At 48.3% G+C, this 21,607-nt stretch carries 21 protein-coding genes; 17 read left to right on the top strand and 4 right to left on the bottom strand.

Annotation, left to right across the window (positions count from 1 at the left end; translation table 11 throughout):
* Nucleotides 1–2: 2 nt before the first annotated feature.
* Both HMPREF2871_RS08115 and HMPREF2871_RS08120 read left to right on the top strand, forming a co-directional pair.
* On the top strand, nt 3–920 hold the full coding sequence (locus tag HMPREF2871_RS08115) for a U32 family peptidase (RefSeq protein ID WP_004519591.1): 918 nt from the start codon (nt 3–5) through the stop codon (nt 918–920).
* Nucleotides 907–1,353, top strand: a complete 447-nt coding sequence (locus HMPREF2871_RS08120; protein ID WP_004519590.1) for a ubiquinone anaerobic biosynthesis accessory factor UbiT — start codon at nt 907–909, stop codon at nt 1,351–1,353. The genes HMPREF2871_RS08115 and HMPREF2871_RS08120 overlap by 14 nt, the downstream gene beginning before the upstream one ends.
* Before the next feature lie 150 nt (nt 1,354–1,503).
* Here HMPREF2871_RS08120 and ccoP read toward each other — a convergent pair whose 3' ends face one another.
* The 4 genes from ccoP to ccoN are packed head-to-tail and all read right to left on the bottom strand — an operon-like array spanning nt 1,504 to nt 5,121.
* Nucleotides 1,504–2,850, bottom strand: coding sequence for a cytochrome-c oxidase, cbb3-type subunit III (gene ccoP, locus HMPREF2871_RS08125; protein ID WP_004519589.1), 1,347 nt, complete (start codon nt 2,848–2,850; stop codon nt 1,504–1,506).
* Nucleotides 2,850–3,047 (bottom strand): cbb3-type cytochrome oxidase subunit 3, encoded by a 198-nt coding sequence (locus tag HMPREF2871_RS08130; RefSeq protein ID WP_004519588.1) that lies wholly within the window; start codon nt 3,045–3,047, stop codon nt 2,850–2,852. The genes ccoP and HMPREF2871_RS08130 overlap by 1 nt, the downstream gene beginning before the upstream one ends.
* A gap of 4 nt (nt 3,048–3,051) precedes the next feature.
* A complete protein-coding gene (ccoO, locus tag HMPREF2871_RS08135; protein WP_003748778.1) occupies nt 3,052–3,663 on the bottom strand; it encodes a cytochrome-c oxidase, cbb3-type subunit II in 612 nt (203 codons plus the stop codon).
* Between the two features lie 24 nt (nt 3,664–3,687).
* The gene (ccoN, locus tag HMPREF2871_RS08140) at nt 3,688–5,121 is read right to left on the bottom strand and encodes a cytochrome-c oxidase, cbb3-type subunit I (protein ID WP_003748780.1); all 1,434 of its coding nucleotides are present in this window, start codon (nt 5,119–5,121) and stop codon (nt 3,688–3,690) included.
* A 332-nt stretch (nt 5,122–5,453) separates the two neighbouring features.
* Between ccoN and HMPREF2871_RS08145 the strand changes: the two genes are divergently transcribed.
* The 15 genes from HMPREF2871_RS08145 (at nt 5,454) to nqrE (ending at nt 21,595) form a co-directional block, all read left to right on the top strand.
* A complete protein-coding gene (locus HMPREF2871_RS08145; protein WP_049336034.1) occupies nt 5,454–7,205 on the top strand; it encodes a M61 family metallopeptidase in 1,752 nt (583 codons plus the stop codon).
* A 78-nt stretch (nt 7,206–7,283) separates the two neighbouring features.
* Nucleotides 7,284–7,724 carry a TIGR01244 family sulfur transferase gene (locus HMPREF2871_RS08150; protein WP_049336036.1) on the top strand — a complete coding sequence of 147 codons (441 nt, stop codon included), beginning with the start codon at nt 7,284–7,286 and terminating at the stop codon, nt 7,722–7,724.
* Between the two features lie 423 nt (nt 7,725–8,147).
* Nucleotides 8,148–8,444 carry a helix-turn-helix domain-containing protein gene (locus tag HMPREF2871_RS08155; protein WP_004519584.1) on the top strand — a complete coding sequence of 99 codons (297 nt, stop codon included), beginning with the start codon at nt 8,148–8,150 and terminating at the stop codon, nt 8,442–8,444.
* Between the two features lie 19 nt (nt 8,445–8,463).
* Nucleotides 8,464–11,022 (top strand): [protein-PII] uridylyltransferase, encoded by a 2,559-nt coding sequence (gene glnD, locus HMPREF2871_RS08160; protein WP_049336037.1) that lies wholly within the window; start codon nt 8,464–8,466, stop codon nt 11,020–11,022.
* A gap of 789 nt (nt 11,023–11,811) precedes the next feature.
* Nucleotides 11,812–12,279, top strand: a complete 468-nt coding sequence (locus tag HMPREF2871_RS08165; protein WP_049344893.1) for a pilin — start codon at nt 11,812–11,814, stop codon at nt 12,277–12,279.
* A 99-nt stretch (nt 12,280–12,378) separates the two neighbouring features.
* Nucleotides 12,379–12,852, top strand: a complete 474-nt coding sequence (locus HMPREF2871_RS08170) for a pilin (RefSeq protein ID WP_053088865.1) — start codon at nt 12,379–12,381, stop codon at nt 12,850–12,852.
* A 403-nt stretch (nt 12,853–13,255) separates the two neighbouring features.
* Nucleotides 13,256–13,738, top strand: a complete 483-nt coding sequence (locus HMPREF2871_RS08175) for an Lrp/AsnC family transcriptional regulator (protein ID WP_003684427.1) — start codon at nt 13,256–13,258, stop codon at nt 13,736–13,738.
* Nucleotides 13,739–13,855: 117 nt separating this feature from the next.
* Nucleotides 13,856–14,452, top strand: a complete 597-nt coding sequence (locus tag HMPREF2871_RS08180) for a DUF1415 domain-containing protein (RefSeq protein WP_049336044.1) — start codon at nt 13,856–13,858, stop codon at nt 14,450–14,452.
* 14 nt (nt 14,453–14,466) lie between these two features.
* On the top strand, nt 14,467–14,826 hold the full coding sequence (locus tag HMPREF2871_RS08185) for a YbaN family protein (RefSeq protein WP_049336046.1): 360 nt from the start codon (nt 14,467–14,469) through the stop codon (nt 14,824–14,826).
* 442 nt (nt 14,827–15,268) lie between these two features.
* A complete protein-coding gene (locus HMPREF2871_RS08190) occupies nt 15,269–16,687 on the top strand; it encodes a sodium:proton antiporter (protein WP_049336048.1) in 1,419 nt (472 codons plus the stop codon).
* A gap of 337 nt (nt 16,688–17,024) precedes the next feature.
* Entirely contained in the window at nt 17,025–18,368 is a 1,344-nt protein-coding gene (locus tag HMPREF2871_RS08195; RefSeq protein WP_049344894.1) for a Na(+)-translocating NADH-quinone reductase subunit A, read from the top strand.
* Between the two features lie 2 nt (nt 18,369–18,370).
* A complete protein-coding gene (locus tag HMPREF2871_RS08200; protein ID WP_049344895.1) occupies nt 18,371–19,603 on the top strand; it encodes an NADH:ubiquinone reductase (Na(+)-transporting) subunit B in 1,233 nt (410 codons plus the stop codon).
* Nucleotides 19,596–20,372: a Na(+)-translocating NADH-quinone reductase subunit C gene (locus tag HMPREF2871_RS08205; protein ID WP_049336053.1), complete on the top strand. Its 777-nt coding sequence runs from the start codon at nt 19,596–19,598 to the stop codon at nt 20,370–20,372. The genes HMPREF2871_RS08200 and HMPREF2871_RS08205 overlap by 8 nt, the downstream gene beginning before the upstream one ends.
* Complete coding sequence (locus HMPREF2871_RS08210; RefSeq protein WP_036493003.1) at nt 20,372–20,998, top strand: NADH:ubiquinone reductase (Na(+)-transporting) subunit D; 627 nt, start codon at nt 20,372–20,374, stop codon at nt 20,996–20,998. Before HMPREF2871_RS08205 ends, HMPREF2871_RS08210 begins: the two co-directional genes overlap by 1 nt.
* A 3-nt stretch (nt 20,999–21,001) precedes the next feature.
* Nucleotides 21,002–21,595 carry an NADH:ubiquinone reductase (Na(+)-transporting) subunit E gene (gene nqrE, locus HMPREF2871_RS08215; protein ID WP_003684365.1) on the top strand — a complete coding sequence of 198 codons (594 nt, stop codon included), beginning with the start codon at nt 21,002–21,004 and terminating at the stop codon, nt 21,593–21,595.
* Nucleotides 21,596–21,607: the final 12 nt, after the last annotated feature.

The raw sequence follows: 21,607 nt of genomic DNA on the forward strand, positions 1-21,607 counted from the left end.
AAATGAATTCATTGAAATTGTCGCTGGGCCCTATTTTATTTTTCTGGCAAAAAGAAGCCCTACTGGAATTTTACGTTTCCATGCTGGATACGCCGTTGGATACGGTCTATTTGGGCGAGGTAGTCTGCTCACGCCGTCAGAAAATGCGCTTTGCCGACTGGTTCGGACTGGCTGAAGACTTGGCGGAAAGCGGTAAGGAGATTATTCTTTCTTCACAAGTCCTGCTCGAAAGCGAATCCGATCTGAAACGCCTGCGCAAAATCACGGAGCAGGGAAAGTTTAAAGTTGAAGCCAACGACATGGGGGCGGTCAAATTGGCACGCGAACACGGCATTCCTTTTGTTGCCGGTGCAAGCCTGAATATCTACAACGAAACTACTTTGGACGTATTCCGAAAATTAGGGGCATTCCGCTGGATTGCACCGTCCGAGCTAAGCCGCGATAAGGTTGCCGAAATCATCAAGGCTTCAGACGGCATTGAAACTGAACTCTTCGCTTGGGGTAAAATGCCGCTTGCCTATTCATCACGTTGCTTTACCGCCCGCCATTACAATCTGAATAAAGACAGTTGCGAGTTCCGCTGCCTCGATCATGAGCACGGTATGGCCATGAATACGCGAGAAGGCCAGCCGTTTCTCACCATCAACGGCATCCAAACCATGTCTTACGGCTGCCAAAACCTACTGCCCCACCATGAAGACTTGAATAAAATCGGCGTGAATATGCTCAGACTGTCGCCACAAATGCACAGCATGGCTGAAATTATCCAAATTCACCGCGATGTATTGGACGGAAAAGCCACATGGGAAGATGTCCACCCTGAGTTGGAACGATTGACTACCGGAACACTGGTTGACGGCTATTGGCGCGGTCAGCCCGGTATTGAAACCGTGAAGGAGGCATATTATGGCGCTGCCTGAAATCATATTACCCAAATGGATGACAAAAATCGGTACCAAACTTCCCGGCAAACCTCCACGCTTTGTTTTGGTCTCCGTATTGAATACCATGCTGAGAAAAGGTTTACTGCCTGCCGATATGGAACTTTTTGCCGGAAGAAAATTCGAAATCGAAGTTTTGGATGCCGGTATCAAAGTGCGGTTTAGTGCCAATACGGAAAAATTCCTGGACGACAACTTCAGTGGCGTCCCCGATCTGAGGCTGGCGGCCAACGGTATAGACTTCATGCGCATGATGATGCGCGAGGAAGATCCCGATACCTTATTTTTCAACCGTAAATTGCAAATCGAAGGCGATACGGAACTGGGGCTAATTACCAAAAACTTACTCGACAGTGTTGAGTGGCCTTTCAGCGAATGGTTCCTGAAACGCAGCACGTCCACTTTGGATTGATTAATTTTGGTTGAACCAAGAACAAAGGCCGTCTGAATGTTTCAGACGGCCTTATATATTTCACCTCTTTGATATGTCTTCTCTTATTGGTTTTATCAAATATAAAAAAGCGTACCTTGTTAGGTACGCTTTTTTCAATCCGACTCAAAATTAGAATTTTGCACCGGACTCATTTGCCATAAAGTCTACAGCCGCTTTAACCTCATCGTCACTCAAGCTGCTGTTGCCGCCTTTGGCAGGCATTGAATTAAAACCTTCAAGCGCGTGTTTGTGCAAAGTATCTTTACCTTGCTTAATTCGAGGAGCCCAGTCGTCTTTTTTACCGACAACAGGTGCGCCCGGAATCATACCGCCATGACATGTTTTACAGTTGGCTTCAAAAACAGCTTTGCCGTCTACCTTAACCGGAGCTGCTTCTGCTTTTTCAGCAGGTTTGGCTTCAGCAGCCGGAGCAGCTTTAGCATCTGAAGCAGCTTTATCGGCAGCAGGAGCAGAAGCAGCCGCCGGAGCAGAAACATCGGCAGGTTGAGCTACCGGAGCAGGCTCGGCTTTTTTAGCAGGAGCTTTTTTACCGTCTTTGTTGGACAAACCCCAAACATAAGCGGTCATGATGTGCAGCTTGTCTTTGTCAAGGAAGTGACCCCAAGCAGGCATTTGGCTGCTGCGGCCGTTGGTAATGGTTTCGGTAATCGCTTTTTGAGTACCGCCCCACAACCATACATCGTCGGTCAGATTCGGGCCGAGGCCTTGGATACCTTGACCTTTGTCGCCGTGACAAGTGAAACAGTTGGCAGGTGGGCCGCTAAACAGGGCTTTACCGCGTTCTGCACGTTCTTCGTCGTATTGACCTTTAGGTTTAGAAAGAGACATAACATACTGTGTTACGTTTTTCACTCCTTCTTCACCCAAAGCAGGCCCCCATGCCGGCATAGAGGCAGTACGGCCTTTTTCAATGGTTTCCTGAATTTTTTCAGGTTCGCCACCCCACAACCAGTCGTCGTCGGTCAAATTCGGGAAGCCTTTGGAGCCTTTGGCATCTGAGCCGTGACATTGGATACAGTAGGTATTGAAAAGGTTTTGTGCAATAGCACGGGCTTCAGGGTCTTTAGCCACTTTCTCAATCGGCATATTGGAAAATTTAGCATACACTTTACCGTATTGCTGATTGGCTTTGGCAACTTCTTCTTCATATTGACCATGGCTGCTCCAGCCCCACAGGCCTTTGTAATCGCCAATACCTGGATACATAATCAGGTAGCCGACGCCAAACAGCCATGTGCAGACATAAAGCCAAAACCACCAACGTGGCAGAGGGTTGTTGTACTCCGAAATGCCGTCCCACTCATGACCTGTGGTTTTTACTTCTTCGCCTTTTTTAGGGCGTTTCACAACGTTTTGCGAAAGCAGAAGCCAAGCCAGGCCGATGAAGCTGAGCACGACGATAACGGCAATATATATACTCCAGAAACTACTGGTAAATTGGGATGTTGTGTTCATTATTTTGCTCCGTGATCACGGACTGACTGAGCTTGATCGTCCTTTTCAGACGGCCTTCGTTCGTCATTATCGAAAATACTGCTGGCAGCATCGTCATAGTTTTTCTTATTGCGTCTATTGAACACAATATAGAGGACTAAAATAAAGCTGATAAATACCCAAACAGTAAAGAGCGAGCGAGCCCAGTTAGCGTCCATGATGTTACCTTACGTTTTTCAATGCCAAGCCCAAGCCTTGCAGATAGGCGATAACAGCGTCCAGCTCTGATTTGTTAGCCAGCATTTCAGGTGCTTTGGCAATTTCTTCATCGCTGTAAGGTGTACCCACTTTACGCAGGGCTTTCATATGCGCCACAGTTGCCTCGGCATCGACTTTATTGCGTGCGAGCCATGGGAATGCAGGCATATTGGACTCCGGCACAACGTCGCGCGGGTTCAGCAGGTGGATGCGGTGCCATTCATCGGAATAACGGCCGCCGACACGAGCCAAATCCGGACCGGTACGTTTAGAACCCCATTGGAACGGATGGTCATAAACAGACTCACCGGCAACGGAATAATGACCGTAACGTTCAGTTTCTGCACGGAATGGACGAATCATTTGAGAGTGGCAGTTGTAGCAGCCTTCGCGCACATAAATATCGCGACCGGCCACTTGCAGAGCGTTATATGGTTTCACGCCGGGCGCAGGTTCGGTAACTGCCTTGGTGAAGAACAGCGGAACAGCCTCAATCAGAAGGCCGACGCTGACTACAAGCAGGGTGAATACAATCAGTACACCGACTTTTTCTTCAGCTAATTGTTGTAATTTCATTTTGGTAGCCTATCTTTCTTGTCATTAGTGGTGTTGAGTTTGAGAAACCGCAGGAATCTCAGCATCAACTGCTTTACCACTGATAGCAGTACGGTAAACGTTATATGCCATGATGCACATACCGCTCAGGTACAGAAGACCGCCGGTGAAACGAATCATGTAGTAAGGCATGGTACGTTTTACGGATTCAACGAAGGAATAAGTCAGCGTGCCGTCGTCATTCAAAGAACCCCACATCAGACCTTGCATTACGCCGGCAATCCACATTGCAGCGATATACAGAACCACGCCGATGGTCGCGATCCAGAAATGCGCCTCAACCAATTTGGTGCTGTACATTTCATTTTTGCCGAACAAGCGGGGAATCATATAGTAAACGGAACCGATGGTTACAAAGCCCACCCAGCCCAATGCGCCGGCGTGAACGTGTGCAACAGTCCAGTCGGTGTAGTGGCTCAGAGCGTTAACGGTTTTGATAGACATCATCGGGCCTTCGAAGGTAGACATACCGTAGAAAGACAGAGAAACGATCAAGAATTTCAAAATCGGGTCGGTACGCAGTTTGTCCCATGCGCCGGACAGAGTCATGATACCGTTGATCATACCGCCCCAAGAAGGCGCAAACAGGATCAAAGACAATACCATACCCAAAGATTGAGTCCAGTCAGGCAATGCGGTGTAGTGCAAGTGGTGTGAACCAGCCCACATATAAGTGAAAATCAAAGCCCAGAAGTGAACGACGGACAAGCGGTAAGAGTAAATCGGACGGCCCGCTTGTTTAGGTACGAAATAGTACATCATACCCAAGAAGCCGGCTGTCAGGAAAAAGCCCACCGCATTGTGGCCATACCACCATTGAACCATCGCATCAATCGCACCTGCGTAAACCGGATAAGATTTCATCAAACCGGCAGGGATGCTGATATTGTTGACGATGTGCAACAGTGCAACGGCCAAGATAAAGCCGCCGTAGAACCAGTTGGCAACGTAAATATGTTTGATTTTACGTTTGGCAATCGTACCGAAGAATACGATAGCGTAGGCAACCCACACCAGCGTAATCAAAATGTCGATAGGCCATTCCAACTCGGCGTATTCTTTACCTTGGGTGTAACCCATAGGCAAGCTGATGGCAGCAGCCACGATAACGGCCTGCCAACCCCAGAAGGTAAATGCAGGCAGCCAACCGCCAAACAGACGGGTATTACATGTACGTTGAACAACGTAGTATGATGTACCGATCAAACCACAACCACCGAATGCAAAAATAACCGCATTGGTGTGCAGAGGACGCAGGCGGCCAAAGTGGAACCAAGGTCCGATATTGGATAAATCTAGGGCCGGAGCAAAAAGCTGGGCAGCGACGATAACGCCAACCAACATGCCCACAATACCCCAAACTACAGTCATGATGGCGAACTGGCGCACCACTTTGTAGTTATAAGTTTGTGTGTCCATGGAAGTCTCCATAAATTATGGGTATAAAAAATTTTTATCTCACCCCAGCCCCTGCATTTACGAAAAGCGCAATACGGCCAAGGCTCAAATTTTTCTAAATTTAACATAGACACCACAACATGCCAAGCAAAATTACATTCCATATTGCATAAAAACTTTAGTGAGACATAATCTCATTTCTTTTATAATCAATAAATTATTTAAACATGTTCAATAAATCGGACACAGCATTTTTTCAAGCCCCCTTTTTCGTACAGTTTTATTGATATAGATTAAGCCTACCCTTTAAAACCCCTTCCTCTTAATAAACTTTAGCAAATTAACCAATAGCCATGATTAATTACAAAATTACCCCCAACTTTCTGTCTCATGAATGGCACATCACCTTATCATTCACTCAAACTGATGATTCTGAAACAGAAATCAGCCTGCCAAACTGGGTTCCCGGCAGCTATCTCATCCGTGACTTTGCCCGCCACATCACACACATCAACGCGTGCTGCAACGGCAAAGCCCAGCCACTGACACAAACCAGCAAAAACTATTGGCAAACCCCTGCCCTCAATGGAGCGTGGGAAATTTACTACACCGTCTACGCATTCGACTTGTCTGTTCGCGGCTCATTCCTCAGTACCGAGCGCGGCTTTTTTGATGGCGCGTGCCTATTCTTAAAAGTGCACGGACAAGAGGAACAACCACACCAAGTCGAATTTCCTACCCTGCCACACACATGGCAGATAGCCACCACCCTACCCCAAATTTCGGCGACCACTTTTCAGACGGCCTCATATGCCGAGCTTATTGATCATCCTGTTGAAACAGGCATCATCGAATTCCTCGACTTTGAAGCACAAGGCATCCCCCACCGTATTGCATTAAGCGGCATCTATCCTGATTTCGACCGCACCCGCTTCCTCGCCGATATTCAAAAAATCTGCGAAACCGAGTTAGCGATGTTCCCCTCCCCTGCCCCGTTTTCCGAATACCTTTTCCTATTACATCTGGGCGACAACCTTTATGGCGGACTGGAACACATCAGCAGCACCGCCCTACTCGCCGACCGCCACAGTCTGCCATCTTACGATATGGGTGAAGCCGACAAAGCCTATACCGAACTGCTCGGCCTCTTCTCCCATGAATACTTCCACGCATGGAACGTCAAATCCATCAAACCGGCCGTATTCGCACCTTACAACCTCGACCAAGAAAACTATACCGAGCAACTTTGGGCATTCGAAGGCATTACTTCCTACTACGACGACCTCTTTCTAGCCCGAAGCAAAACCATCAGCCCCGAAGCCTACCTTACCCTGCTTGCACAAAGCATCACACGTGTACAGCAGACACAAGGCCGCCTGAAACAAACACTTGCCCAATCCAGTTTCAGCGCGTGGGACAAGTTCTACAAACAAGACGAAAACAGCCCAAACGCCATCGTCAGCTACTATCAAAAAGGCGCACTGGCCGCACTTTGCCTCGACCTTATCATCCGTGAAAAAAGCCAAGGCAAATACACCATCGACAGCGTGATGCAGCAACACTATCGCGACTGGTGCAACACCCATCAAGGCATACCCGAAAAACACTGGCAAATCCGTTGCCAAGAAATGACCAGTTTAGATTTAGAAACCTTCTTTCAGACGGCCTTATACAGCACCGAAGACCTTCCGCTCGCAGAATGCCTACAAAGCGTAGGTGTCAAACTCGACTTTATTCCCCTACCTCGCCAACATGGCGGAGCATTTGCAAGCGAACCCCAATCGGTTGCCCCCGCCAACGATTTGGGCGCACGTTTCAAACAAAGCAGCGATCATGCCGTCCTGACTCATGTATTTAATGGCGGCAGTGCAGAAAATGCCGGACTCTGCCCGCAAGACAAAATCATCGCCCTAGGCGGCTATGCCTGCAACGACCTTGCGGCACAGTGGAGCAAACTGCCTATCGGCACGCGCACCACCATCCATTTCTTCCGTCAAGGCCTATTGCGTGAAACCAGCATCACAGTTCAAGCGGCAGAAGCCAATACTGCCCTGCTGCACATTACCGATCGCCAAAAACTCGAAAACTGGTTGTACAATCATTAAATAAAACTTCAAACGGCCTGCCACTTCCTAGGCCGTCTGAAATCAACATATCCATTTAATATAAAGAAAGGAAAAACTATGCCCATCCGTAAACTGACCGACACCCTCTATATCGCCCCCCAACTGACCGAAGCAGATGTCCAAGAAGCCGTACGTCTCGGCATCAAAACCATCATCTGCAACCGCCCGGACGGTGAAGAAGAAAACCAACCGGCTTTTGCCGAAGTGCAAAACTGGTTTAAAGAGGCTGGCATCAACCAATTCTCATCCCAGCCCGTTGTCGCGCCTCAAATCAACGCAGCCGATGTCGCAGCCTTCCAAAATCTGTTGCAACAATCTCCGGCTCCTATTCTTGCTTTCTGCCGCACCGGTACTCGCTGCTCCCTGCTTTGGGGTTATCATCAAGTGCAACACGGCGCATCCGTAGCCGAAGTAGTTGCCGCAGCCGAACAGGCTGGCGTCAACCTCAGCAACTTTGAAACCCGCCTGCAAGAAGCCAAAGATAAAGGTTTGGCTTAATACTTTATTTATATATAAGTAGTAGCCTTCAAACCAATCAGGCCGTCTGAAACCGATTATTCAGACGGCCTGATTGCCTTAGCTTATTTTTAATTTATTTCCACTATCCTAAAAATATATTTTCTAAATCAAGCCCGAATTGACCTGTATCAATACCCTGACCCTATTTTCATTTATAATGCCTTTCAATGATTCAGGGCCAAGCCCGAATCCTCCAGTTTCCTCGATAAGAGCCAGCTCTCTTATTAAATGATTTTTCTTTCCTCTTGATGTGTGTGTGTTTGGGTGTGGCCGAAAGCCACCCCCTTTTTTTTATACCTACCCCCTTTCAGGCCGTCTGAAAACTTTCAGACGGCCTTTCCTTTCCTCTCACAAAAATAGTATAAAATCCCCTTATCGTTCAAACCACAAACTCAAAACACCATGGTCAACAAACTCACTCCCCCTCCAAGCCTGCCCGATCCGCAAGACCTCCGCGCCATTATCGCTTACAACATGCGCCTCTACCGCGTTAATCACGGCTGGTCGCAAGAAGAACTGGCACGCCAATGCGGACTTGACCGCACCTACGTTTCCGCCGTCGAACGCAAACGCTGGAACATCGCCCTTTCCAACATCGAAAAAATCGCATCCGCGCTTAAAATCGCCCCTTACAAACTCCTCCTTCCGCCGCAAGAAATGCTCCGCCAAATGACCGAGCCTACCGATACCCAAGCCTAATTCACAGCCAGACACCATCATGCCCGCCGCCCAACAAGCCATCCAAATCTACCAGCAGCAAAAAGCCGCAGCAGAAACTGCCTACCGCCAAAACAACCGCCCTACCGCTTACTTCCGCGACCATATCGCCGCTGCTGAAACCCTACTGCAAACCCTCTGGCAAATCCACTTTCCCGACAGCAACGACATCAGTCTGATTGCCATCGGCGGCTTCGGACGTTGTGAACTCTACCCCCATTCTGACTGGGACTTAGCGATTATTTCCTCGGCCCCATTTTCAGACGGCCTGCAACAACAAACCGCCCAATTTATCCAAACCCTTTGGGACGCACGCCTCAATCCGGCCATCAAAAGCGGCAGCATAGAAGAAATCCTCCAAAGTACCCAAAACGACATTACCGGCGAAACCGCCTTTCTTGAAGCACGCCACCTACAAGGCGATGCCAAACTTACCGCCCAACTTCTAAACAAACTCAACACACGTCGCGACACAGCCGCCTTTATCGAAGCCAAACTCCTCGAAATGGAGCAACGCCATACAAAATCCCAAGGCACAGGCGCACAACTCGAACCCAACATCAAAACTTGCCCCGGCGGCCTGCGCGACATCCACACCCTTATCTGGACAGCCAAAGCACAAGGCATAGACAGCAACCCCACCGCCCTCGTTACCGCCGGTGTCCTCACACGCACCGAAGCCGGCATGCTGGCTCATGGCTACCGCCGCCTCGCCAACATCCGCATTCATCTCCACCTTACCGCCGACCGCCCCGAAGACAGGCTGCTTTTCGACTACCAGTCCCAAGTTGCCGAAAGCTTAGGCTATACCCAACCCGACATCCGCGGCAGAAGCGAAGCTCTGATGCACACCTTCTACCGCGCCACCAAAGCCATCAAACAACTCAACGGCATCCTCATTCCGGTTCTCAAAAACCATCAAACCTCCAGCCGCCCCCAACATATCCACCCCATCGACAGCCGCTACAAACGCATCGGCCACCAAATCGCCGCCAACGACCTTGCCCTGTTTGAACACAACCCCGAACACATCTTCACCATCATCCAAACCATGCAGGAGCAAAGCATCACCACCATCGAGCCGCAAACCCTGCGCGCATGGTGGGCGGCCACACGAAAAATCAACACCCGTTTCACCCAAAATCCAGAAAACCGCCGCCGCTTTATCCAATTCTTCAAACACGGTACCGGCCTCACCCAAACCCTCCGTTTTCTCAACCTCTACGGCGTACTTGGCCGCTATCTCCCCGCATGGGAGAAAATCACCGGCCTGCTCCAACACGACCTCTTCCATATTTACCCCGTAGACGACCACATCCTGACCGTTGTCCGCAATATGCGCCGTCTCGCCATCGAAACCCACAGCCACGAAATGCCCGAAGCCAGCGCCATCATGCAGGCCTATCCACGACCATATGTCCTCTACACCGCCGCCCTGCTGCACGACATCGCTAAAGGCCGTGGCGGCGATCACGCAAAAGAAGGCATCAAAGACGCACAACAATTCGCCGCCAACCACTACTACACCGAAGAAGAAAGCCACCTCCTCGCATGGCTGGTTGAAAACCACCTGCTCATGTCCACCGTTGCCCAAAAAGAAGACATCCAAGATCCCCATGTCCTCCAAGCCTTCTGCCGCCGTATTCCCACACGCGAATACCTCGACGCACTCTACCTGCTTACCATTGCCGACATCCGCGGCACCAACCCCAAACTTTGGAACACATGGCGCGCCAGTCTGCTCCAAACCCTCTATCACAGCACCGCCGCCGTTTTAAACAGCAAACATCACGATCCCGAACGCCTCCCCAACCGACGCGAACAAGCCTCGACCGATCAGCTCACGCGCGCGGCCGTTCCCCTCAAAAACCAACAAAAACTCCGCCGCATCCTCGGCAGCGCATACTACGTCCGCCATCAGACGCGGGAAATCCTCTGGCACACCGCAAACCTCGCCTACGACACCCAAAGTCCGGCCGTCCGCAGCCGCATCCTTCCCCAAAGCAACAGCCTTCAAGTCATGGTGTTCATGCCCAATGGCGACCGCCTCTTCGCACGCCTCTGCCGCATCTTCAGCAGCCACCGCTTCGACATCCAAGCCGCCCGCGCCTTCATTACCGAACACGACTACATCCTCGACACCTTTATCCTGCAACTTCCCGACAATCTCCCGCCCGAAGAATATCCCGACCGCCAAAGCGCACTCGAAGCCGAACTCAACAGCTTCATCCACGGCAATACCACCGTCCAAAAACAAAGCGGCCGCCCACACATCAGCCGCCGCATCCGCCACATCCCCATTCCACCTACCGTAATCATCACCCCCGAAGAAGATTATCCCGGCTGGCACACCATAGACATCACCGCCGTCAACCGCCCCCACCTCCTCGCCGACATCGCCGAGACCTTCTTCGCACACAACATCAGCCTGCGCTACGCCAAAATCACCACCTTGGATCAGCGCATTGAGGACAGCTTCATTACCTACAGCCCATCCCTACAAGACCCGCAAACCCAAAACACCCTAAAACAGGCATTGATCGAAGTCTTGACCCCATAAAGGCCGTCTGAACATCTTAAAAACATAGGGTGAGCATTTTTTGCTCACCCTAATCACATCCAAATATATAAACATCCTGAATATACTCTTTTAAAACACTCAAGAAATCCAAAACTTTAAAATTCACAACAGACCATTGCTCTGACATAAAACTACATTCTAAAATCATAACCCATATGAATATAATTCCAATAACAAATTTTCATTCACCTATTACACCAAACCCTCTTTAAAAATTCTTCCTTCCAAATCTTTTCCTCATCCATATTCAAACAAAATACGCATTCAAAATAAAATCCATAAAAAACAAAAAAATAAAATCAAAAAATATTAAACCTACCGATTAATCCATAAAGATACCGTCCATCTAAATCAATTAACATATTATTAAAAAACTTAATTTCTGACAAAAAACGTCACACACCCAAACTTGTCTCCCCTCCCTGTCACAAAAAACACAAAACTGACAAAAAACGTCAACCATCCAAATTCCCTAAAATCCTGAAACTTTCAAACAAAACCTCATAAAACTTAAAAATTAAAAAATAAACCAAATAAAAACAATGAATAAAAAATAAAAAATAAAATTTTTAATCAGTTTTGCGCACTTGGCACACAGACTGCTTGTAACAACACATCCGATAAGGCCCAAGCCTCAAAGCAGCAAGCCCGACGGAAGCTGTATATTCCTTCTTACTTATGGTTTACTCATAATACATAGTGCCAAGCACATTACGGACTTTTTACTTAAACATAATTATTCACACTTTCAAACTGGAGTTTTAAACAATGAAAGCAATCCAAAAAGGTTTTACCCTGATCGAATTGATGATCGTCATCGCCATCTTGGGCATCTTGGCCGTAATCGCTCTGCCTGCGTACCAAGACTACACCATCCGCGCCAAAGTATCTGAAGGCTTGGGTCTCGCAGCTCCTGCAAAATTAGCTGTGGTTGAAACTGCCGCAGCACTTGGTGGTTTGAAAAAAGTTAATGAAAATAATACTGATAATAGTGGTTATAAATTCGTAGAAACCAAGTACGTTAAAAGCATTACTATTGGAGAGAAGGGTGTAATTAAAGTTGTAACTAAAGATACTGGAGCAAAAGAAAATCCTGAATTTACTCTGACCCCAAGCCAAGCTTCAGGTAATATTGAAGCACCAATCGAGTGGGCATGTACTAAAGATAAAGGTGAAGAGAAACATTTGCCTGCTAACTGCCGAACTGCTACTCCTGCTCCTGCTAATAATCCATAATTTTTACATAAACAGCACATTTCAGATAAAAGCAAATCCCATAAGATTATTATGGGATTTGCTTTATAAAAATAAAAAACTTGAAAACGATACACTCAAATGAATACCCCATTTCAAGCCCAAAAAGGTTTTACCCTGATTGAGCTGATGATAGTTATCGCCATCCTCGGTATTCTGGTTGTTGTCGCCATACCCACTTATCAAAACTATATCGGTAGGGCGCAAGCCTCCGAAGCACTATACCTTGCCGACGACCTGAAAACCGAAATCAGCATTGCCTCAGCGGTAAATAACCGCCTGCCCAATGCAGAGGATGTCAGCAAACAAGGCGCAATCGGCGTTACCGCTCAACGCATCGGCGGCACATACATCCAAAACGGTGGCGTAACTGTAGAAGCAGATACAGGCAAAATCAGTATTCCTTTCGATAAAGGGCAAAACAAAGGCAAAGTCCTGACCCTGACCCCTTATCGAAATCATAACGATTCGACTTGGTTGCTCAACTGGCAATGCGGCGGAACACTCGATCCGATGATGGTTCCCGCCATGTGCCGTGACAACTCAAACGGATAACGACCAAGCATATACCCTAAGAAAAATACAAAAATACATTGCGAAGAAAACACCCCAAACAAAGCCAAATACAAACGCGGAAAACGAATCAAAGCAAAAGAACAAAACTCTCCAAAACAAGGTCATTAAGAGCCTGAATCATCACATTACGAAAATAAATGCCGTCTGAAATCATTTTCAGACGGCCTCTTTATATCCAATCCTAATATGACATAAAACTTTAATCTTGATTAGTTTCAGACGGCCTTCATCTTTTCACCACTACATAAAACAAATTCGCAACACTCCTGATAAGACAATTTGTCGCCCATCTGAACTCAATATATAATTTAACCATACAAGTCTTTATTTTTAAGCATTTTTCATTTTTAAAACATACATTGCCTACATTGGGAGAAACATCATGCCTCATCTGAATTTAGATAAAACAGATTTAAAGATTCTGCAGGTTTTGCAAGAAAACGGGCGGTTGAGCAATGTTGAACTTTCTGAAAAGGTGGCACTCTCCCCTTCTCCCTGCCTGCGCCGTCTCAAACAGCTTGAAGATGCTGGCATTATTCAAAAATACGCGGCCCAGCTTTCTCCCGTATCTTTGGGCTTGGGCTTGCAGGCTTTTATCCGTGTATCGATTAGCAAGGCAAAAGATGCGCGTGAGGATTTTTCCGAATCTGTCCGCGCTTGGCCGGAAGTATTGAGTTGCTTTGCTTTAACGGGCGAAACCGACTATCTGCTCCATGCCTTTTTTACCGATATGAACGCGTTTTCCCATTTTGTTTTGGACACGCTGCTTTCGCACCACGGCGTACAAGATGCACAATCAAGTTTTGTGTTGAAAGAAATTAAAAACACGACCGCTCTGCCTTTGGTTCATTTGGTTCAGGATTGATGATTTGAAACTGATAAAGGCCGTCTGTTGTTCAGACGGCCTTTTAAATTCCAATGGTTTGCTTTCACGTCCATACACTTGTATACTTTTTAAGAATAATTCACATAAGCTTTTACTATGACTGACACCGCCCATCTTGATACCAATACTGTTTCAGAACATACCAAACAATGGCTGGAAAAAGCCGTTATTGGACTGAATCTCTGCCCGTTTGCCAAAGCGCCGCACGTTAAAAACCTGGTTCGCATCGTTGTCAGCAAAGCCCGTCATTTGGACGGTTTTCTTGAAGACTTGGATCGTGAATTGCAGCTTCTGGGCAATACTTCCGCTTCGGAATTGGAAACCACTTTACTGGTTCATCCGACACTGTTCCCTGATTTTGAAACCTTCAACCAAATGCTGGAAATTGCCGACGATGCCGTTGTTGAAAACGAATTGGAAGGCATTGTCCAAATTGCGCCGTTCCATCCTGATTTTCAATTTGAAGGCACAGAAGCCGACGACATCAGCAACTACACCAACCGTTCGCCCTACCCGACCTTGCACCTGATTCGTGAAGACAGTATTGCCAAAGCGGCTGAAGCATTTCCCGATGCCTCGGCAATTTTTGACCGCAATATCGCGCTGCTGGAAAAAATGGGGCATGAGGGCTGGGATAAATTAGACATTCCACGTTGTCCATTTCCACATCACAAGCCATCTGAAAACAAATAATTGGTGATGGGAAGATGGTTCGCTATTTATTGATTTTTTGCGGCGCATTGTCGCTCGTCTTGGGCATTATCGGCATTTTCCTGCCATTACTGCCGACTACGCCTTTCATTTTATTGACCGCCGCCTGCTGGGCAAAAGCTTCTCCGCGCTTTCACAATTGGCTGTATCATCACCGCCACTTTGGTCCGATCATACAAAACTGGGAAAACAACGGCGCTGTGCCACGCAAGGCAAAGTTCTTCGCTATCGGCATGATGGCCATTTCTTGCCTTTTTATGTTTTGGCAATTTCCAGAACGCTGGTGGATTGGTGCCGTTTCATCAATCTTCTGTAGCTGCGTGGCAGTGTGGATGTGGTTACGGCCGGAGGCATAAAATAAAACAGGTGGGCATTTTCGCTTACCTGTTTTTTATTTTCATACCCAATTTATCCATCAAAACAATCAGTAAGAACCAAAACACCCTATTCGACCCTCATTTTTCAGACGGCCTCCATTTATTCAATTAAATGTAAATTTTAGCTAAAATTAATTCAAAGTATTTTTTCGATAGCATTATTTCCGATATTTCAAACTCCTGTTTCAAAACCATTTTTTTACTACCTCCAACTATTCTACTCATTTTGATTCCTTTATTTGTATCAACATTTCTTTTGATTCCAACACTCTAAACCGTCCCTTAACACTTGCTTTGCGTTATACTTTCCCCTGACACAACCGCGCAGTTCGTCTGGATATTTTCAGACGGCCTGAATATTTCACCGCCGTGCTTTCTCAACGAAGTTCCTCACGGTGCAACAGAATAAAAAGGAAATACTATGCGCTCTCTCTCATTTTTACTGCTTCTTGCCGCCTTTCCTGCTGCAGCATCCGATTTTGACGGCTCATCCGCAAGCCTGCTTTGGGGTCTGCCGTTTGCACTGATTCTCTTGTCCATTGCACTCGGACCTCTGTTTTTCTCCCGTATTTGGCACCACCACTTCGGTAAAATTACAGCGTTTTGGACGCTGCTGTTTTTAACGCCGTTTATCGTAACCTTTGGTTTCGGAGCAGGCGTGCATACCGTTGCCCATGCGTTGGTTGAAGAATATATCCCCTTTATCCTGTTGCTTTTGGCGCTCTATACCATTTCAGGCGGTATTTTTGTCAGCGGCGACTTGCATGGTTCGCCCAAATTGAACACAACCCTGTTGGCAGTTGGCACGGCTTTGTCGTCCATCATGGGGACAACAGGCGCGGCGATGTTGATGATTCGTCCGCTTTTGAAAGCCAACCATAAACGCCACTACCGCGTTCACATCGTGATTTTCTTCATTTTCTTGGTAGCAAATATCGGCGGCGGTCTGACTCCTTTAGGCGATCCTCCTCTGTTCTTAGGATTCCTGAAAGGCGTAGATTTCATGTGGACGGTCAAACACATGCTGATGCCTGTATTGATTAGTTCTGTGATTTTGCTGGCCGTTTTCTACATCATCGACAGCCAACACTTCAACCGTGAACAAAGCGAGCACCTTGCTCCCGCTCCTTCCGATAAAGAAGAAAAAATCAAAATTTACGGCAAATGGAATTTCCTGTTACTGGCCAGCGTAGTCGGTGCGGTTTTACTGTCCGGTTTGTGGAAACCAAATCATCCGGGCTTTGAAATCTTGGGCAGCCATTACGCTTTGCAAAACCTGATGCGCGATGGCATTTTGCTGGCTTTGACCGCCGTATCTTGGATTATTACGCCCAAACAGGTCCGCGCAGGTAATGAGTTCAACTTCGAGCCGATTGCCGAAGTGGGCAAACTGTTTTTGGGTATTTTCATTACCATTTCGCCTGTTTTGGCGATTTTGAAAGCCGGTGAAACAGGCGCATTGGCTTCCGTTGTTTCGTTGGTTCACGACGCGGCAGGCAACCCGATTAATGTGATGTATTTCTGGATGAGTGGCATTTTGTCGGCATTCTTGGATAACGCGCCGACTTATTTGGTGTTCTTCAATATGGCCGGTGGCGATGCCCAAGCCTTGATGACAGGCCACCTGTTCCATTCGCTGCTGGCAGTATCCATGGGTTCCGTATTTATGGGCGCGCTCACTTATATCGGTAATGCGCCGAACTTCATGGTCAAAGCCATTGCCGAACAACGCGGCGTACCAATGCCTTCCTTCTTCGGCTATATGGCATGGTCGGTGATTGTATTGGTACCGCTGTTTGCCCTGCATACGATGATTTTCTTCGTTTGGCAGCTCTTTTAAACTTAGAGGCCGTCTGAATTTCAGACGGCCTTTTATTTTCAGCTATATCATCAAACATAGCGTTTAAATATCAATCAGTTAAAAATTATTTCTCTTAACACTCGATTACATACTCCTACTTTTTTCCCACTTTTCCCGTAAAAATAAGCGTAAAACTGACATAAAGCAGCCTATACCTGATAAAATCTAAAGCCTTGTTGTTTGCGTTTATTCGTTGTTTTTATAGCAAACCTCTGCTTTTTCCAGACGGCCCATCCTTTGTTTCAAAGCATTACATGCCGTCTGAAAAAACAATCCGACATCCGAATCTCAACCCACCAAAAAGTAACGCATCCTTATGATTAAGATAAAAAAAGGCTTAGACCTGCCTATCGCAGGCAGACCGGAGCAAGTCATTTATGACGGCCCGGCCATTACCGAAGTCGCGTTGCTTGGCGAAGAATATGTCGGCATGCGCCCCTCGATGAAAATCAAGGAAGGCGAAGCCGTCAAAAAAGGCCAAGTGCTGTTTGAAGACAAAAAGAATCCGGGCGTAGTATTTACTGCTCCGGCTTCAGGCAAAATCTCCGCGATTCACCGTGGCGAAAAGCGCGTACTTCAGTCAGTCGTGATTGCCGTTGAAGGCAACGACGAAATCGAGTTCGAACGCTACGCACCTGAAGCGCTGGCAAAATTGAGCAGCGAAGAAGTGCGCCGCAACCTGATTCAATCCGGTTTGTGGACTGCGCTGCGTACCCGTCCGTTCAGCAAAATCCCTGCCGTCGATGCCGAGCCGTTCGCCATCTTCGTCAATGCGATGGACACCAATCCGCTGGCTGCCGATCCTACAGTCATCATCAAAGAAGCCTCCGAGGACTTCAAACGCGGCCTGTTGGTATTGAGCCGCCTGACCGAGCGTAAAATCCATGTGTGTAAAGCAGCAGGCTCAGACGTGCCGTCTGAAAACGCTGCCAATATCGAAACACATGAATTTGGCGGTCCGCATCCTGCCGGTTTGAGTGGCACGCACATTCATTTCATCGAGCCAGTCGGTGCGAACAAAACCGTTTGGACCATCAATTATCAAGATGTAATTGCCATTGGCCGTTTGTTTGCAACAGGCCGTCTGAACACCGAGCGCGTTGTTGCCTTGGGCGGCTCTCAAGTCAACAAACCACGCCTCTTGCGTACCGTTTTGGGTGCGAAAGTATCGCAAATTACTGCGGGCGAATTGGTTGATGCAGACAACCGCGTGATTTCCGGCTCAGTATTGAACGGCGCGATTGCACAAGGCGCGCACGATTACCTCGGCCGCTACCACAATCAGATTTCCGTTATCGAAGAAGGCCGCAGCAAAGAGCTGTTCGGCTGGGTTGCGCCGCAGCCGGACAAATACTCCATCACGCGCACAACCCTCGGCCATTTCCTGAAAAACAAACTCTTCAAGTTCAACACAGCCGTCAACGGCGGCGACCGCGCCATGGTACCGATCGGCACTTACGAGCGCGTGATGCCCTTGGATATCCTGCCTACCCTGCTCTTGCGCGATTTAATCGTCGGCGATACCGACAGCGCTCAGGCACTGGGTTGCTTGGAATTGGACGAAGAAGACCTCGCTTTGTGCAGCTTCGTCTGCCCGGGCAAATACGAATACGGCCCGCTGTTGCGCAAGGTGCTGGAAACCATTGAGAAGGAAGGCTGATTATGGGCTTGAAACATTTTCTTGAAAAAATCGAACCGCACTTCCTGCCGGGCGGCAAACATGAAAAATGGTATGCCCTCTACGAAGCTGCAGCGACGATTTTCTATACATCCGGCGCGGTAACGCGCAAAGCGGCCCACGTCCGCGATGCGCTCGACTCCAAGCGCATGATGATCTTGGTGTGGCTGGCTTTGTTCCCTGCCATGTTCTACGGTATGTACAACGTCGGCGTACAGGCATTCGCTGCGTTAACGCCTGATTTGCTGCAACAAAACATCGCCAACGACTGGCATTACGCCCTTGCCAATGCTTTGGGCATTAATATGTCGTCTGAAGCGGGCGTGTTGGGCAAAATGCTGTTCGGCGCGATTTTCTTCCTGCCGATTTACGCGACTGTATTTGTTGTGGGCGGCTTCTGGGAAGTTTTGTTCGCCACTGTACGCAAACACGAAATCAACGAAGGTTTCTTCGTGACTTCGATTCTGTTTGCTTTGATCGTTCCCCCTACCCTGCCGCTGTGGCAAGCGGCTTTAGGTATTTCTTTCGGCGTTGTGGTTGCGAAAGAAGTATTCGGCGGTACAGGTAAAAACTTCATGAACCCTGCTCTTGCAGGCCGTGCGTTCCTGTTCTTCGCCTACCCTGCCAATATTACCGGCGATACCATTTGGACTGCGGTTGACGGCTATTCCGGTGCTACTGCTTTGGCGCAATGGGCGGCACACGGTGCAGACGGCCTGCAAAATGCCGTTACCGGTAAATCCATCACTTGGATGGATGCGTTTATCGGTAATCTGCCCGGCTCCATCGGCGAAGTATCCACTTTGGCGCTTTTAATCGGCGGCGCGTTTATCGTGTTTGCCCGCATCGCTTCTTGGCGCATTATTGCCGGCGTGATGATCGGCATGATTGCCATGTCTTCACTGTTTAACTTCATCGGTTCGGACACCAATCCGATGTTCAGCATGCCTTGGTATTGGCATCTGGTTGTCGGCGGCTTTGCCATCGGTATGCTGTTTATGGCGACCGACCCTGTTTCCGCTTCCTTTACCAATGTCGGCAAATGGTGGTACGGCGCGCTAATCGGCGTGATGTGCGTGTTAATCCGCGTGGTCAATCCGGCTTACCCCGAAGGCATGATGTTGGCGATTCTGTTTGCCAACCTGTTTGCCCCGATTTTCGACTATTTCGTCGCACAAGCGAACATCAAACGCAGAAAGGCGCGCAGCAATGGCTAAGAAATTCGATAAAGACAGCTTCAGTGGCACGCTGATTGTGGTATTGGTTGTCAGCCTGATTTGTTCCATCATCGTTGCCGGTGCGGTCGTCGGCTTGAAACCCATCCAAGAGAAACAAAAACTCCAAGACAAACAAGGCTATATCCTGAGCGTAGCCGGTTTGATGGATAAAAACACCGACATCAGCAAAACCTTTGCCGAGCGTATCGAGCAACGCGTTGTCGATTTGGCAACAGGCGAATACGTGAAAGATGCGCCGAAAGAGTTCAGCGCGCGCATCGCAGGCAAAGACCCTGCCCAAAGCATCCAAATCAAACCCGAAGACGATTTGGCCGGCATCAAAAGCCGTGCCAAATACACTGAGGTTTATCTGGTAAAAGGCGATGACGGCAAAGTCAGCCAAATCATCCTGCCTATGCACGGTAACGGCTTGTGGTCTGTTATGTACGGCTTTGTCGCCATCCAACCCGACGGCAACACCATCAACGGCATCACCTACTACGACCAAGGCGAAACCCCGGGCTTGGGCGGCGAAATCGGCAATCCGTTGTGGCAACAAAAATTCGTCGGCAAAAAACTGTTTGACGAACAAGGCAAACTCGCCCTGCATGTCGGCAAAGGCGCAAGTTCGGACAAAGAACACGGCGTAGATGCCCTCTCCGGCGCATCGCTGACATCTAAAGGCGTGCAAGGTTCGTTCGCCTACTGGTTCGGCGAAAACGGCTATATCCCCTACCTGAACAAATTGAAATCAGCAGGAGCACAATAATGGCTGACATGAAACGCTTGAAATATTTGATGTTTTCACCCTTTATCGACAACAACCCGATTGCCTTGCAGGTTTTGGGGATTTGTTCGGCTTTGGCGGTTACCACCAAGCTTCAGACGGCCATCGTGATGGGTATTTCCGTGAGTTTGGTAACCGGTTTTTCCAGCTTTTTCATTTCTTTGGTACGCAACTATATCCCTAACAGCATCCGTATTATTGTGCAAATGGCGATTGTTGCTTCCTTGGTAACGCTGGTTGACCAACTGCTCCAAGCCTTTGCTTATGAGCTGTCCAAACAGCTCTCCGTATTTGTCGGCCTGATTATTACCAACTGTATCGTGATGGGCCGCGCCGAAGCATTCGCCATGAAAGAGCCGCCGCTGGAAAGCTTGGTTGACGGTATCGGCAACGGCGCAGGTTACGGCATGATGTTGATCATTATCGCAACCATCCGCGAACTGATCGGCTCTGGCAAGCTCTTTGGCTACACCATTTTCCAAACCGTACAAGATGGTGGCTGGTATCAAACCAACGGCTTGTTCCTGCTTGCTCCCAGCGCGTTCTTCATCATCGGTTTCTTGGTATGGGGTCTGCGCACTTGGAAACCTGAACAGGCGGAGAAATAACACATGGAACATTACTTAAGCCTCTTTGTAAAATCCGTCTTTCTGGAAAACATGGCACTGTCCTTCTTCTTGGGGATGTGTACGTTTTTGGCGGTATCTAAAAAAGTATCCACCGCATTCGGTTTGGGCGTTGCCGTTACTTTCGTACTCGGCCTGTCCGTCCCTGCCAACCAACTCGTTTACTCGCTGCTGAAAGACGGTGCGCTGGTTGAAGGCGTGGATTTGACCTTCCTGAAATTCATCACCTTCATCGGCGTGATTGCCGCTTTGGTGCAGATTTTGGAAATGTTCTTGGACAAATTCGTCCCTGCCCTCTACAACGCATTGGGTATCTACCTGCCCCTGATTACCGTAAACTGCGCGATTTTCGGTGCCGTATCGTTTATGGCGCAACGCGAATACAACTTCGGCGAGTCCGTTGTATACGGTTTCGGCGCAGGCTTGGGCTGGCTTTTGGCTATTGTCGCTTTGGCGGGCATTACCGAAAAAATGAAATATTCGGATGTTCCTAAAGGCCTCAAAGGCTTGGGCATTACCTTTATCGCCGCTGGCCTGATGGCAATGGCGTTTATGTCGTTCTCCGGCATCCAGTTATAAGAAAGGAATCGG

Origin of the sequence: Neisseria sp. HMSC067G12 (assembly GCF_001812725.1) — a bacterium.
GTDB lineage: Bacteria > Pseudomonadota > Gammaproteobacteria > Burkholderiales > Neisseriaceae > Neisseria > Neisseria perflava.

What these genes read in the sequence shown, in the direction of transcription:
- HMPREF2871_RS08115 (WP_004519591.1), top strand. Translation starts at nt 3, where the DNA reads ATGAATTCATTGAAATTGTCGCTGGGCCCTATTTTATTTTTCTGGCAA.
- HMPREF2871_RS08120 (WP_004519590.1), top strand. Translation starts at nt 907, where the DNA reads ATGGCGCTGCCTGAAATCATATTACCCAAATGGATGACAAAAATCGGT.
- ccoP (WP_004519589.1), bottom strand. Translation starts at nt 2,850, where the DNA reads ATGAACACAACATCCCAATTTACCAGTAGTTTCTGGAGTATATATATT.
- HMPREF2871_RS08130 (WP_004519588.1), bottom strand. Translation starts at nt 3,047, where the DNA reads ATGGACGCTAACTGGGCTCGCTCGCTCTTTACTGTTTGGGTATTTATC.
- ccoO (WP_003748778.1), bottom strand. Translation starts at nt 3,663, where the DNA reads ATGAAATTACAACAATTAGCTGAAGAAAAAGTCGGTGTACTGATTGTA.
- ccoN (WP_003748780.1), bottom strand. Translation starts at nt 5,121, where the DNA reads ATGGACACACAAACTTATAACTACAAAGTGGTGCGCCAGTTCGCCATC.
- HMPREF2871_RS08145 (WP_049336034.1), top strand. Translation starts at nt 5,454, where the DNA reads ATGATTAATTACAAAATTACCCCCAACTTTCTGTCTCATGAATGGCAC.
- HMPREF2871_RS08150 (WP_049336036.1), top strand. Translation starts at nt 7,284, where the DNA reads ATGCCCATCCGTAAACTGACCGACACCCTCTATATCGCCCCCCAACTG.
- HMPREF2871_RS08155 (WP_004519584.1), top strand. Translation starts at nt 8,148, where the DNA reads ATGGTCAACAAACTCACTCCCCCTCCAAGCCTGCCCGATCCGCAAGAC.
- glnD (WP_049336037.1), top strand. Translation starts at nt 8,464, where the DNA reads ATGCCCGCCGCCCAACAAGCCATCCAAATCTACCAGCAGCAAAAAGCC.
- HMPREF2871_RS08165 (WP_049344893.1), top strand. Translation starts at nt 11,812, where the DNA reads ATGAAAGCAATCCAAAAAGGTTTTACCCTGATCGAATTGATGATCGTC.
- HMPREF2871_RS08170 (WP_053088865.1), top strand. Translation starts at nt 12,379, where the DNA reads ATGAATACCCCATTTCAAGCCCAAAAAGGTTTTACCCTGATTGAGCTG.
- HMPREF2871_RS08175 (WP_003684427.1), top strand. Translation starts at nt 13,256, where the DNA reads ATGCCTCATCTGAATTTAGATAAAACAGATTTAAAGATTCTGCAGGTT.
- HMPREF2871_RS08180 (WP_049336044.1), top strand. Translation starts at nt 13,856, where the DNA reads ATGACTGACACCGCCCATCTTGATACCAATACTGTTTCAGAACATACC.
- HMPREF2871_RS08185 (WP_049336046.1), top strand. Translation starts at nt 14,467, where the DNA reads ATGGTTCGCTATTTATTGATTTTTTGCGGCGCATTGTCGCTCGTCTTG.
- HMPREF2871_RS08190 (WP_049336048.1), top strand. Translation starts at nt 15,269, where the DNA reads ATGCGCTCTCTCTCATTTTTACTGCTTCTTGCCGCCTTTCCTGCTGCA.
- HMPREF2871_RS08195 (WP_049344894.1), top strand. Translation starts at nt 17,025, where the DNA reads ATGATTAAGATAAAAAAAGGCTTAGACCTGCCTATCGCAGGCAGACCG.
- HMPREF2871_RS08200 (WP_049344895.1), top strand. Translation starts at nt 18,371, where the DNA reads ATGGGCTTGAAACATTTTCTTGAAAAAATCGAACCGCACTTCCTGCCG.
- HMPREF2871_RS08205 (WP_049336053.1), top strand. Translation starts at nt 19,596, where the DNA reads ATGGCTAAGAAATTCGATAAAGACAGCTTCAGTGGCACGCTGATTGTG.
- HMPREF2871_RS08210 (WP_036493003.1), top strand. Translation starts at nt 20,372, where the DNA reads ATGGCTGACATGAAACGCTTGAAATATTTGATGTTTTCACCCTTTATC.
- nqrE (WP_003684365.1), top strand. Translation starts at nt 21,002, where the DNA reads ATGGAACATTACTTAAGCCTCTTTGTAAAATCCGTCTTTCTGGAAAAC.